Genomic DNA, 13,264 nt, shown 5'->3' with positions numbered 1-13,264 from the left:
TAATTACCAAGCGTAACCTACGCCGATAGTAGTAATTACATCACTATTAGTGGTTGCTGCACCAGATAATTTAAATTTCAAATTACCTTTGTCATTAAGTTTAGTATAACCTACTGCAATAGCATTTTGATTTTTAAAGTTACTTGCTGCAACAGATACCATAGATTTACCATTAACATGGATTTCTGGTAATCCAGCAATTGCAGCTGCACCAGCGATACCACTTCTCGCTTCAGTTCTGTTGTGAGAAATTTGTTTCTCTACATTACCAATACGACCTTCTAACTTAGAAACTTTATTAGCAATAGAACCAACACCGGTATTTGACTTCACAAATAATGAATACAATTGAGAACCATTCACTGCATCTGTAGATACTTCAGAAATTTCACCTGGAGCAACGTGCTTAATTTGACGTTCTTTGTCTTTAGCACCAACACTTACTACACCGTTTTCTTCAGACGGAGTACCAGCAAATGTATGAGTTTCGCCATTTAATTCCTGTGATTTAGCAGAAGCAGTAGCAGTAGTAGAACCGTCTGATTTATTACCTAAAATAACAGAATTTTTTAATGCTGTTCTAATCTCGTTACCTAATGCTACAGAATTTTCACCATAAGATAAAGTTTCGCGACCGATAGCGATAGCTCCACGCATTTTCTCTTCTTGTTTAATCACTTCTTTAGAAAGTGTATTTAATTGAGTTAAAACTGTTTTAATTTCATCTGGGAAGTCTTCAAAACGAGCTACCAAATTATCTGTTGAAAGCATTCCTAAATTATACTTATCTGGACCATAACCTAGAGACTTAATTTTATACATTTGCTCTTCGTTTAAGTTATGTTTAGCTGCTAATGAGAATAAAGAGCCTTCTACTTGTTTGCCATTTTCATCAACACCTGAATATAATTTATTTAATTCAATTAGCTCTTTAGATGATTTATCAATACCAGCTACAGCACCGAAACCAATCGCTAATGAATAATTAGAATAAGCTAAAGTATTGCTACCTAAAGCTGTTGCTCCAGCAGCATAAGCTGACGCTTCAGAACCAACAGATGTTGATTTATGACCGATACCCCAACTATTTGAGCCTAATGCTACGCTATCTGTATCTACAGCATTAGCACGGTAACCAACCGCTGTACTTCTATAACCGATATCTGTTAGGCCTGCTAAATGACGAGTATTATCATTTGCTTCAACACCTACAGCCACTTGACCATTTTTGTTTACAAAAGAACGTGGACCAACAGCTAAATTAGAAAATGCACCTTGGGTATTTTCATCATCAATTGCTGTAGCACCAGCAACAGATACCGTACCTTTACCTTCAGCTACAGTTTTTTCACCTGAATTATTGATAACAAGCAGATCTGCTTTTTTCAACAATTCTGCAAAAGGATTACCTGCTGCAGGTGCTGAAGGCGTATTTGAAGGTTGAGAAGCCTCAGGTGCTGAAGGCGTATTTGAAGGTTGAGAAGCCTCAGGTGTTGAAGGCGTATTTGAAGGTTGAGATGTCTCGTTTGCTTTATCAATTGCAGCAATAATCTCTTTTAGTTTTTCTTTGTAAGAAGTGAGATCAACTTTACGGCCAGAGAAGAGAGAATTTAACTGCTCCTCCATTAACGCATCACCTTCGTCAAGTAAATTATTAATATTATCTGGCTTCTTCTTATTGCTGTCACCCATATAATCACCCAATTTTTGCGCTAATTTAGCTGCATCAGCATCAACAGTGCTCAATAATTGAACCATGGTATTTGGTTGAGTATTACTCTCAGCGAAAGAAGATGAAGACAATCCTAAAGATAATGCAATACTTAGCACAGCAGCTTTAAAAGTATTCTTTAACTTTCCGTGCCCCTTAGCAAGCTCAGAAGCTACAGTAGATTGTTTTGTTGTTTTATTTACAACGGTTTTAAAAATTTTATTCATAGTTACCTCTATGGTTTAATAAGAGGCTGACATTGTATAGTATTTAATGTTATAAAACAAGTCTTTTGAAGTAATTCCTAAATTTTCTTGTGTTTTTTTAAAAAACTATAAAATCAGTATAATTTTAAACCCTAACTAACAAGGAAATGTTATGAAAATTAGTGCAAGAAACCAATTAAAAGGTAAAGTTGTTTCAATCGAAAAGGGTTCAGTAAATGCAATCGTTCACATTGATATCGGTGGCGGTAACGTGCTTTCTTCTACCGTGTCTTTAGCAGCAGTTAAAGAACTAAACTTAGAAGTTGGTAAAGAAGCATACGCAATCATCAAAGCAACTTCTGTAATGGTTGGGGTAGAATAATTTCTTCCATAAAAACAGAATTGAATATAACCGCACTTTTAAAAGTGCGGTTTTTTTATACTTTGATTTCAGCATTAAACTACTCTGTTATAAAGTAAAGACAAAAAATAACGGTGATCGCTTAAACGATCACCGTTAAATTGAATTCACTGTTTAAACAGTAAATTATATTGGTTATTTTCGAAAAGTATTACTCTTCATTCAATAACTTTAATTCACGGCTTCTTACTTGATTTTTCAAGATTTCCGCAAATTCTTCCACAGTAAATGTACCTAAATCAGCACCTTTACGGGTACGTACTGCCACTTTGCCTTCTGCGATTTCTTTATCACCGCAAACAAGCATATAAGGCACTCGACGTAAAGTATGTTCGCGGATTTTGAAACCCACTTTTTCGTTACGTAAATCAGTTTTCACGCGTAAACCTACATCGGAAAGCTGTTTTGCTACTTTTTGTACATAGTCTGCTTGGCTATCAGTGATATTCATAACAACCGCTTGGGTTGGCGCTAACCATGCAGGGAAGAAACCTGCATATTCTTCAGTAATGATACCAATGAAACGCTCAATAGAACCTAAAATCGCACGGTGAATCATGACAGGAGTTTTACGGCTATTATCTTCTGCCACGTAAGTTGCATCTAAACGACCTGGTAATGCAAAGTCTAATTGAACGGTACCACATTGCCATTCACGGCCAATGCTATCACGTAATGCAAATTCAATTTTCGGGCCATAGAATGCGCCTTCACCTTTTTGAATTTCATATTCAAGACCGTTGTGCGCTAATGCTGCTGCAAGACCTGCTTCCGCACGATCCCACATTTCATCTGAACCGATACGATTTTCAGGGCGAGTAGAAAGTTTTACTGCGATATTAGTGAAACCAAAGGTGCTATAAATGTCGTACACCATTTTGATACAGCTAGTTACTTCGCTCTCAATTTGATCTTCAGTACAGAAAATATGTGCATCATCTTGAGTAAAGCCACGCACACGCATTAAACCGTGTAAAGAACCTGATGGCTCATTACGATGGCAAGAACCAAATTCCGCCATACGGATTGGTAAATCACGGTAAGATTTTAAACCTTGATTAAAAATTTGAACGTGTCCTGGACAGTTCATCGGTTTAATTGCATATTCACGGTTTTCAGATTGAGTTGTGAACATTAAATCTGCGTAATTTTGCCAGTGACCTGTTTTTTCCCACAATACACGATCCATCATAAAAGGACCTTTTACTTCTTGATAATCGTATTGTTTTAATTTAGTACGCACAAAAGTTTCAAGTTCACGGAAAATTGTCCAGCCATCATTGTGCCAGAACACCATACCTGGCGCTTCTTCTTGCATATGATATAAATCTAATGCTTTACCAATTTTACGGTGGTCACGTTTTGCCGCTTCTTCTAAGCGCGTTAAATATTCAGCAAGTTGTTTTTTATCCGCCCAAGCCGTACCATAGATACGTTGTAACATTTTGTTTTTGCTGTCACCACGCCAGTACGCACCTGCAACTTTTTGTAATTTGAAATGCTGACAGAAACGCATATTTGGCACGTGTGGGCCACGGCACATGTCAATATATTCTAAATGATGATATAACGCAGGCGTTGCAGTACGTTCAATGTTTTCATCTAAAATTGCCATTTTGTATGGCTCGCCGCGTTTTTCAAAGGTATCACGCGCTTCTTGCCAAGTAACACGTTTTTTCACGACGTCATAATTGGTTTTTGCCAATTCCAACATACGTTTTTCGATTGTATCTAAATCTTCTTGCGTTAAAGAGCGATCTAAATCGATGTCATAGTAGAAACCATTTTCAATAGTTGGACCTATTGCCATTTTTACATCTGGGAATAATTGTTTAATAGCGTGTCCGAGCAAGTGTGCGCATGAGTGGCGAATAATTTCTAAACCATCTTCATCTTTAGCGGTAATGATTTCAAGCGTTGCATCTTGGTCGATAACATCGCATGCATCACGACGCTCACCATTTACACGGCCTGCGATAGTAGCTTTAGCAAGACCCGCACCAATATCTTGTGCGACTTCAAGAACAGAAACAGGATGATCGAATTGACGTTGGGAACCGTCAGGTAAAGTAATAATTGGCATTGTTTTTTCCTTATACAGTGGTCACCCATACGAAAGGTGACGTGTTCGTTTAAAATTCTATAAAAATTAACCGCACTTTTGCCCTACTTGGCTTCATTCCTACCATTGAACGAGCGAAATTAGGCAAAAAATGCGTGGCGAATTCTATCACTTTCTTAAGGTATTGTTAAATAAATGCACATATTTTACAAAAAGGAAATAATGTTTTTCTGGCTAGGGGCTTTATATCCTAAAAATAAAGGCTAGAATAACCGCACTTTTAAATACCCAGTTAAGGAATAACAATGAGCAACGTATTAGTATTAAAATCTAGCATTTCAGGAAATAATGCCCAGACCAATCAATTGGCCGATTATGTTATCGAAAAATTACACGGTAATAACATTGTCGTACGCGATCTAGCCCAACAACCGCTTCCATATTTTGATGCCACTGCAGCAACAGCTGTACGTGGTGAACCTAAAAATGATGAAGAAAAACAACTTCTTGCACTTTCCGATGAATTAGTCTCCGAATTAAAAAATGCAGAGACTCTGGTTATTGGTGCACCAATGTATAATCTTGGCATCCCAACACAATTAAAAACTTATTTTGATTTTATCGCACGCCCACGTGTCACGTTCCAATATACGGCAAATGGACCGGAAGGGTTATTAAAAGGTAAAAAAGCGATTGTGTTATGTGCATTTGGTGGATTGTATGATGAAGAAAATCTAGTGACACAGTATATGAAGTCAATTTTAGGTTTTATCGGTATCACAGATGTGCAATTTGTTTATGCACAAGGCATTGGATTCGGACCAGAAGCAATTGAAAAAGCCCAAGCGTCTGCAAAAAATAAAATTAATGAAATTGTAGCGGCCCTTTAATTCTCAGATAACCTACAAAACATAAGAAGATTTATTACAAAAAAGTGCGGTAATTTACCGCACTTTTCTTCTTATTTTTTCCGTTCAACCCATTTTCCATTGGTGAAATCAACAATCCATTTCGTTGCTTTTCCATCTTTTTCAGAAGTCACATATTGTTTCTTCTCTTTGCGACTAAAACGAACAATCGCTTCATTCCCTTCAGGGTCTTTTTGTGGTGCATCCGCTAAATAAGCTAATTTTTCAGGTAAACGCTCACGATATTGCACTAGTTCTGTGATTTTAACTGGGCGTGTTTCGCGGGATTTCGGGAAGTTATGTGCTGACATAAATACACCACTCGCACCGTCACGCAATACAAAATATGCATCAGATTTTTCGCATTTTAACTCAGGAAAATGTACAGGCTCTTCTTTCGGTGGTGCGACTTCGCCATTTTTCAAAATTTTTCGCGTATTATCACAATTTGTACATCCCATATACTTGCCAAAACGACCAAGTTTTAAATGCATATCCGCACCGCACTTATCACACTCAACAACAGGGCCATCATAACCTTTAATTTTGAATGAGCCTTCTTCAATTAAATATCCATCACAATTTGGATTATTACCGCAAATATGGATCTTACGATGGGCATCGATTACATAGCTGTCCATTGCCGTTCCACATTTTGTGCAACGTTTACGATCCATTAATGCTTTGGTTTCTGAAGATTCATCTAAAACATTCAGTAATTCCGCTTCAGGAATTAAATTAATCGTCGTTTTACACCGCTCTTTTGGTGGTAATGCATAACCTGTACATCCTAAAAACACCCCCGTACTCGCCGTACGAATGGCCATATTTCTGCCACAGGTTGGGCATTTAATATCTGTTTCCACAAGGCTATTTGGGCGCATACCGCCTTCAAGTTCATCCAATTCAGCTTTAGAAAGCTGGCTAGAAAAATCCTTGAAGAATTGATTCAATTCAGTTTTCCAATTCACCGAACCAGAGGCAATTTTATCTAAGGTATCTTCCATATTCGCGGTGAAATCATAATTCATTAATTCGCCAAAAGATTCATTGAGGCGATCAGTCACAATTTCGCCCATCTTTTCTGCATAGAAACGACGATTTTCAGTACGAACATAACCACGTTCTTGAATGGTGGAAATAATTGCCGCATAAGTGGAAGGACGGCCAATACCACGTTTTTCCAATTCTTTTACTAAAGCTGCTTCAGTAAAACGAGCGGGTGGTTTAGTAAAGTGTTGGGTTGGTTGCACTTCTTTTAAAACAAGTTTTTCCGAAACAGCAACTGAAGGCAATTCTTGATCTTCAGGATTTTTGCCTATTTGTGGCAATACTTTTGTCCAACCATCAAAACGTAAAATTCTGCCTTTTGCTTTCAAGGTATAATCGCCTGCTGACACAGTCAATGTACTGCTATCATATTGTGCAGGTGGCATTTGACATGCTAAGAATTGACGCCAAATTAAATCATAAAGACGTACCGCATCTTTTTCCATCCCCTCTAAAGATTCTGGCAATGCTCGAATGTCTGATGGACGAATAGCCTCATGCGCCTCTTGCGCATTTTCTTTACTAGAATAGAAATTTGGTTTTTCTGGTAAATATTGTGCACCAAAATGATTTTCAATATAGCTACGTGCCATATTAAGCGCGTCTTGACTCAAATTGGTTGAATCCGTACGCATATAAGTAATGTAACCCGCTTCATATAAACGTTGGGCTAGCATCATTGTTTTTTTAACGCCAAATCCCAAGCGAGTACTTGCAGTTTGTTGAAGCGTTGATGTAATAAATGGCGCTCTAGGACGAGAACTTGTCGGCTTAGTTTCCAAATCTGTGACAACGTAATCTGAAACATTCAGAAAATCTACCGCACTTTGTGCTTCTTTTTTATTTTTTGGATCAAATTTCTTGCCTTTATAATCCGTTACGTCCAAACGTATAGCTTGTTTATTTTGATTATTCGTAAGGACGGCAACTTCCCAATATTCTTCAGGCTGGAAGGCTTTAATTTCACGCTCGCGTTCTACTAATAATTTAACCGCAACCGATTGAACTCGACCAGCAGACAGCCCGCGCGCGACTTTTTTCCAAAGTAACGGAGATACCATAAAGCCCACTACTCTATCCAAAAAGCGACGAGTTTGTTGAGCATTAACACGATCCATATTTAATTGTTCAGGCTTTTCAAAAGCCTGTTTAATGGCATTTTTAGTGATTTCGTTAAACACTACACGGCTAAATCGCTCATCATCGCCACCAATCACCTCGCGTAAATGCCATGCAATCGCTTCTCCTTCTCTATCCAAGTCGGTAGCGAGATAAATGTGATCTGCTTTTTTAGCAAGCGATTTTAATTCGGAAACCACTTTTTCTTTACCAGGCAAAATCTGATAATTTGCTTTCCAATCGTGATAAGGATCAATCCCCATACGTTTAACTAAGGCGTTACGTTCCTTCTCAGCCTTAATTTTTGCTTTTTCTTCGGCATCCATACCTTTGGTTGAAATTGGTTTAGCTTTTTCACCTGTACTAGAACCAATCGTCGGCAAATCACGAATATGTCCAACACTAGATTTCACCACATATTGGCTACCTAAATATTTATTGATAGTCTTTGCTTTTGCCGGCGACTCCACAATCACCAAGGATTTACTCATTTGATTACCTAATATCACTAGTATTTTGTAAAATTGGCGGTATAGTGCAAAGTTATGTAGGCAAAATCAAGTACTTTTTGAAAAAAGGGTTATAAATGGATAAACTCAACACGATTTCTATTTTCTGCAAAGTCATTGAAACCCAAAGTTTTACATTGGCAGCAAAGCAACAAAATATTTCTGTGGCAATGGCTAGCAAATTAGTTTCACAGTTAGAAGAACATTTAAAAACACGATTGTTACAACGTACCACCAGAAAAATTATGCCTACTGAGGCGGGGATGATGTATTACCAACGCTGCCAAGGAATTTTGCTTGATTTAGATGAAGCTGATTCTAGCATCACTCACCTCACAAGTTCATTACAAGGGAATTTACTTATTTCTGTTCCTCGTGATTTTGGTTTACTTTTCATCGTACCGAATTTACCGCTATTTATTGCTGAACATCCCAATCTGCATGTTGAAATTGAGTTTAATGACAAAAAAATTGACCTTGTGGCAGAAGGCTATGATCTTGCATTACGTATCGGCCATATGGCGGACAGTTCTCTTGTATCACGCAAAATCAGCACAAATACGCTACACTTTGTGGCATCACCAAGCTATCTTGAGGCGAATGGCATCCCACAAACACCTGATGATTTAGAACATCACAATGGCTTACTTTATAAAAATGCAATGAATCACGTAAATTGGGTTGGCTCACACATAAATCAAACACAGCGTTTCAAAATCCAATCAAAGGTTGTAAGCAATAGTGGTTTAGCCTTATTAGAAATGGCAAAAGTAGGACTAGGCATTGTGAATTTACCGAGATTTATTATTGGTCAATCTCTCGAAAAAGGTGAACTGATTGAAATATTACCAGAATATAAACAACAAAAATTAGAAATTCATGTGGTCTATCCAAACAGAAGACATTTACCAATAAAAGTGCGGGCATTTATTGAATTTTTATCTGGATTGGGGTTGTGTTCAGAAATTTTGGAAAATCCTGAAGATAGTCACTAAACGCTATAAAAAAATACCGCACTTAGGCAACCCCAAGTGCGGTTATTTTTATGCGTGTTTTTATAATGCTTTTAAGATGTCTTCAACACGATCTTTTGCATCACCAAAGAGCATTTGTGTATTCTCTTTGAAGAATAATGGGTTTTGTACGCCAGCATAACCCACAGCCATTGAACGTTTGAAAACAATTACATTTTGTGCTTTCCATACTTCCAACACAGGCATTCCCGCGATTGGGCTATTTGGATCTTCCATCGCAGCTGGGTTTACCGTATCGTTCGCACCGATAACCAATACCACATCGGTATCAGAAAAATCATCATTGATTTCATCCATTTCAAGTACGACATCGTAAGGCACTTTCGCTTCGGCTAAAAGCACGTTCATGTGTCCCGGTAAACGTCCTGCAACAGGGTGAATACCAAAACGAACGTTCACACCACGTTCACGCAATTTTGCCGTAATATCAGCGACTGGATATTGTGCTTGTGCAACAGCCATACCATATCCCGGAGTGATAATCACAGAACTTGCATTTTTCAACAATTCAGCCACTTCTTCTGCCGTAGTTTCACGGTGTTCGCCTTGTTCTTCACTTGAAGAAACTTGAACATCGTTACCAAAACCACCCGCAATTACGCTCACAAATGAACGGTTCATTGCTTTACACATAATGTAAGAAAGGATTGCACCAGAAGAACCAACAAGCGCACCTGTAACGATGAGCAAATCATTATTCAACATAAAACCAGCTGCAGCCGCTGCCCAACCAGAATATGAGTTAAGCATTGATACCACAACTGGCATATCTGCCCCACCGATTGAAGCCACTAAGTGCCATCCAAATGCAAGCGCAATCGCTGTCATTAATAACACAGGGAAAATACTTTCTGGATTATTCAAGAATGCAACCATCAATAATGCAGATACCACAAGTGCGGCTAAATTTAATTTATGGCGATGCGGCAACATTAATGCTTTTGAATTAATTTTTCCGCTTAATTTACCAAATGCAACAACAGAACCAGTGAAAGTTACTGCGCCGATAAAAATACCTAAAAATACTTCAACATTATGAATATTTGTTAATACTGCTTGCTCTGCTACAAATTCGGCTTGTGCTGCTGCATCTAATCCTTCTGGCATTAATGCCTCATGGTGTAAACCATAGCTATTAAAGCCTACGAGTACAGCCGCTAAACCGACGAAACTGTGAAGAATCGCCACAAGTTCTGGCATTTCAGTCATTTCTACTTTTAATGCACGTTGAACACCGATTGCACCACCGATGATCATTGCAATAATGATCCAAAATGTTCCTTCAGAATGAGGTCCAAAAATGGTTGCAATAAGGGCAATTGTCATACCAACAATACCGAACCAACAACCCGCTTTAGCAGTTTCATGTTTAGAAAGTCCTGCCAAGCTCATAATGAAAAGTAATGCTGCTAAAATATACGCAGCCTGTACTAAACCTTCAGACATTGTGCGCTCCTTAACCTTTTCTAAACATTGCTAACATACGTTGTGTGACACGGAAACCACCAAAAATATTGATGCTTGCCACCAAAATCGCCACAAAAGCTAAGGCATCGATAAATAGATTGCCTGTTGGCTGACGAATTTGTAATAACGCCCCTACAATAATAATGCCTGAAATTGCATTTGTTACTGCCATTAATGGTGTATGAAGTGCATGGCTAACATTCCAAACCACGTAATAACCCACCACACAAGCTAAAACAAATACGGTGAAATGTGATAAAAATGCAGCAGGAGCAACAGAAGCTAACCAAAGGAATAACACGCCAACACCTGCCATCACACCGTATTTCACACGAGGATCTGTTGGTTTAGATTCTTTTTTCTCTGCCACTGGTGTAGCTTTGGTTTCTTGTTTTGGTTGTGCAGACACTTGAATTTGTGCCGGAGGAATTTCTTCCCCATCACGAACAACAGTCACACCGCGAAGAACCACATCTTCAAAATCAATATTGATCTTGCCATCTTTATCTTTGCACAAAAGTTTTAATAAATTGACTAAGTTTGTGCCATAAAGTTGAGAAGATTGCGTTGGTAAACGGCTTGGGAAATCTGTATAACCAATCACTTTCACTTGGTTTTCAGTTGTAACAACTTTCCCTGCTTGCGTATATTCACAGTTACCGCCAGTTGCAGCCGCTAAATCCACAATCACCGAACCTGGTTTCATTGAATCCACCATTTCTTTGGTGATTAAACGAGGCGCTGGTTTACCCGGAATGGCTGCCGTAGTAATAATAATATCGACTTCTTTAGCTTGTTCTGCATAAAGCTCCATCGCACGACGGTTAAATTCTTCCGACATCACTTTCGCATAACCATCACCACTGCCGCCTTCTTCTTTAAAATCAATTTCTAAGAAGCTTGCACCCATACTTTGAACTTGCTCTTTCACTTCAGGACGAGAGTCAAAAGCACGAACAATCGCCCCAAGGCTATTTGCTGCACCAATTGCCGCCAAACCAGCCACACCTGCACCAATCACCAACACTTTTGCTGGTGGAACTTTACCTGCAGCAGTAATTTGACCAGTAAAGAAGCTACCAAATTCATGCGCAGCTTCAATGACAGCACGATAACCAGAAATATTCGCCATAGAAGAAAGCGCATCCAATGCTTGCGCACGAGAAATACGAGGCACAGCATCCATTGCTAACACATTAATTTTCTTCGCGGTGAATTTTTTCATTAACTCAGGATTTTGCATACGCCAAATAAAGCTCACAAGCGTTGCGCCTTCCTTCATTTGAGCGATTTCTTCATCTGTCGGTGCATTTACTTTGAAGATAATATCCGATTGCCAAATTTCAGCCGACGTACCGATCTTCGCGCCTGCCTCTAAAAATGCTTGATCTTCAAAACTAGCTTTAAAACCTGCATCGTGTTCCACGATCACGTCAAAGCCCAATTTCAATATTTGCTGAACCGTTTTCGGCGTTGCCGCCACACGGCTCTCATTCTCAAGCAGCTCTCTAGGTACACCAATTAACATACTGTTTCCCTCTGATTGATGATTGGGTTGATGAGATTAATGAACAAACCTTCGCCTATTCATCGTTAAAATGACAAAAAGTCAAACGGATACAACTGTATCATTGATTGAATGAAAATAGGTAACGTTTTTAAGTGGTTTTACAAGATATTGTGATAGGGATCACGAAAAATCTCATATAAAAACACCTCAAAAATTTACCGCACTCTGGTGGAATAATTATCCATTACCTCTTTATTAAAACGATTCTCTAATTTACCACTTTGACTTAGTGCAAGCTCTGTTTTTATCGCAGCAATCTCTTCTTCTCCCCCCCCCCTCTCATCAAAGCCCACTGAAAGTGCGGTGAGATTCACGTTATTTTTGGTTTGAACAAGCGTGCTGCCATTGCCGTCGTTAATAATATCTGCCCCTTTAGCGTTCAGATTATTTGATGAGAGTTGTAATTGGCCATCTTCTCCTTTTACATGGAAAAGTGCTTTACGAGCCAGTGTCGTTTCACTCCGTTGGAAATGAGATAAATCTACCTTTGTCGTCATCGTGGTACTTTCGTGATTTAAATCACCGCCCACATCCACCAAAAGTGCTCGCTCGGCTTCCACTTTACCACCAATATTATCGAAATTATTCGTGGTGTTGATGCCTACTTTATCACCCGTAATGGTGCCTGCGTTGAATAAGCTTTCGGTATTTAATAACGTAAGCTTACGCCCCGCAATGGTGCCGCTATTGGTTAAACGATGACTCCGTAAATCAATCACATCCGCTGAAATCAACGTGCCTTTGCCATTTAAGTCACCTTTCTGCGCCATGGCATAGACACGAAGCGCCATCACTTTAACTTGTTTTGCTTGGTAAGGTTACTACGCTAAATTGAATATGAAATTATAAGATTAGCTTAAAGATAAGCTGCTCTAAAAATACAAAAAGCGCGGCCAATTTTTGAGAGGTTTTAAAACTCTTTGAAAATTGACCGCACTTTGATCTGCACCCCAAAATCTGGACACCTACTTTGAGGTGCAGATTATGTCCTACTCTTATCAATTTCGTTTGAAAATTATCAAACTCGTCACTGAACAGGATTATGGTATCCGTGAGGTGGCTAAACTTAATAAAATTTCCCACGCTCTCGTCATTTATTGGCTAAAAGCATTTCGGGAAAGAGGGCTTGATGGCGTAAAATCGCCTCATACAAACCTTCAAACCCTGAAAATAGTGCAGTCAAAGATGAAAAAGAAAGACATTAAAA

At 38.7% G+C, this 13,264-nt stretch carries 10 protein-coding genes; 4 read left to right on the top strand and 6 right to left on the bottom strand.

All coding sequences use genetic code 11. From position 1 onward, the window contains the following. Nucleotides 1-3: 3 nt before the first annotated feature. On the bottom strand, nucleotides 4-1,938 hold the full coding sequence (locus tag AAX18_RS04890) for a YadA-like family protein (protein WP_046953152.1): 1,935 nt from the start codon (nucleotides 1,936-1,938) through the stop codon (nucleotides 4-6). A gap of 151 nt (nucleotides 1,939-2,089) precedes the next feature. Here AAX18_RS04890 and AAX18_RS04885 point away from each other — a divergent pair, with 151 nt between their 5' ends. Further along, entirely contained in the window at nucleotides 2,090-2,299 is a 210-nt protein-coding gene (locus AAX18_RS04885; protein WP_046953151.1) for a TOBE domain-containing protein, read from the top strand. Nucleotides 2,300-2,489: 190 nt separating this feature from the next. Here the strand turns inward: AAX18_RS04885 and thrS are convergent, their stop codons facing one another. Further along, on the bottom strand, nucleotides 2,490-4,421 hold the full coding sequence (thrS, locus tag AAX18_RS04880; protein ID WP_046953150.1) for a threonine--tRNA ligase: 1,932 nt from the start codon (nucleotides 4,419-4,421) through the stop codon (nucleotides 2,490-2,492). Nucleotides 4,422-4,705: 284 nt separating this feature from the next. Between thrS and AAX18_RS04875 the strand changes: the two genes are divergently transcribed. Further along, on the top strand, nucleotides 4,706-5,290 hold the full coding sequence (locus AAX18_RS04875; protein WP_046953149.1) for an FMN-dependent NADH-azoreductase: 585 nt from the start codon (nucleotides 4,706-4,708) through the stop codon (nucleotides 5,288-5,290). A gap of 71 nt (nucleotides 5,291-5,361) precedes the next feature. Here the strand turns inward: AAX18_RS04875 and topA are convergent, their stop codons facing one another. After that, nucleotides 5,362-7,968, bottom strand: a complete 2,607-nt coding sequence (gene topA / locus AAX18_RS04870) for a type I DNA topoisomerase (protein WP_046953148.1) — start codon at nucleotides 7,966-7,968, stop codon at nucleotides 5,362-5,364. A 95-nt stretch (nucleotides 7,969-8,063) separates the two neighbouring features. Between topA and AAX18_RS04865 the strand changes: the two genes are divergently transcribed. Continuing rightward, nucleotides 8,064-8,981 carry a LysR family transcriptional regulator gene (locus AAX18_RS04865; protein ID WP_046953147.1) on the top strand — a complete coding sequence of 306 codons (918 nt, stop codon included), beginning with the start codon at nucleotides 8,064-8,066 and terminating at the stop codon, nucleotides 8,979-8,981. A gap of 60 nt (nucleotides 8,982-9,041) precedes the next feature. On the opposite strand, the gene pntB is transcribed toward AAX18_RS04865, so the two are convergent. The 3 genes from pntB to AAX18_RS04850 form a co-directional block, all read right to left on the bottom strand. After that, nucleotides 9,042-10,466: a Re/Si-specific NAD(P)(+) transhydrogenase subunit beta gene (gene pntB / locus AAX18_RS04860; protein ID WP_046953146.1), complete on the bottom strand. Its 1,425-nt coding sequence runs from the start codon at nucleotides 10,464-10,466 to the stop codon at nucleotides 9,042-9,044. Between the two features lie 10 nt (nucleotides 10,467-10,476). Further along, nucleotides 10,477-12,015 (bottom strand): Re/Si-specific NAD(P)(+) transhydrogenase subunit alpha, encoded by a 1,539-nt coding sequence (gene pntA / locus AAX18_RS04855; protein ID WP_046953145.1) that lies wholly within the window; start codon nucleotides 12,013-12,015, stop codon nucleotides 10,477-10,479. A 197-nt stretch (nucleotides 12,016-12,212) separates the two neighbouring features. Beyond that, nucleotides 12,213-12,848 (bottom strand): hypothetical protein, encoded by a 636-nt coding sequence (locus tag AAX18_RS04850; protein WP_046953144.1) that lies wholly within the window; start codon nucleotides 12,846-12,848, stop codon nucleotides 12,213-12,215. A gap of 193 nt (nucleotides 12,849-13,041) precedes the next feature. Between AAX18_RS04850 and AAX18_RS04845 the strand changes: the two genes are divergently transcribed. Further along, nucleotides 13,042-13,264 (top strand): helix-turn-helix domain-containing protein (locus tag AAX18_RS04845; RefSeq protein ID WP_046953143.1); only part of this gene is annotated, 223 nt, incomplete at its 3' end.

Source organism: Haemophilus haemolyticus, from assembly GCF_001008205.1.
GTDB classification, from domain to species: domain Bacteria; phylum Pseudomonadota; class Gammaproteobacteria; order Enterobacterales; family Pasteurellaceae; genus Haemophilus; species Haemophilus haemolyticus_Q.
Note: the sequence above shows the minus strand (reverse complement) of the source record. Positions and strands in the feature narration are given on the sequence as shown.

Bases quoted from the DNA above. Each gene is read 5' to 3' on its own strand.
- AAX18_RS04890 (WP_046953152.1), bottom strand. From the start codon at position 1,938: ATGAATAAAATTTTTAAAACCGTTGTAAATAAAACAACAAAACAATCT.
- AAX18_RS04885 (WP_046953151.1), top strand. From the start codon at position 2,090: ATGAAAATTAGTGCAAGAAACCAATTAAAAGGTAAAGTTGTTTCAATC.
- thrS (WP_046953150.1), bottom strand. From the start codon at position 4,421: ATGCCAATTATTACTTTACCTGACGGTTCCCAACGTCAATTCGATCAT.
- AAX18_RS04875 (WP_046953149.1), top strand. From the start codon at position 4,706: ATGAGCAACGTATTAGTATTAAAATCTAGCATTTCAGGAAATAATGCC.
- topA (WP_046953148.1), bottom strand. From the start codon at position 7,968: ATGAGTAAATCCTTGGTGATTGTGGAGTCGCCGGCAAAAGCAAAGACT.
- AAX18_RS04865 (WP_046953147.1), top strand. From the start codon at position 8,064: ATGGATAAACTCAACACGATTTCTATTTTCTGCAAAGTCATTGAAACC.
- pntB (WP_046953146.1), bottom strand. From the start codon at position 10,466: ATGTCTGAAGGTTTAGTACAGGCTGCGTATATTTTAGCAGCATTACTT.
- pntA (WP_046953145.1), bottom strand. From the start codon at position 12,015: ATGTTAATTGGTGTACCTAGAGAGCTGCTTGAGAATGAGAGCCGTGTG.
- AAX18_RS04850 (WP_046953144.1), bottom strand. From the start codon at position 12,848: ATGGCGCTTCGTGTCTATGCCATGGCGCAGAAAGGTGACTTAAATGGC.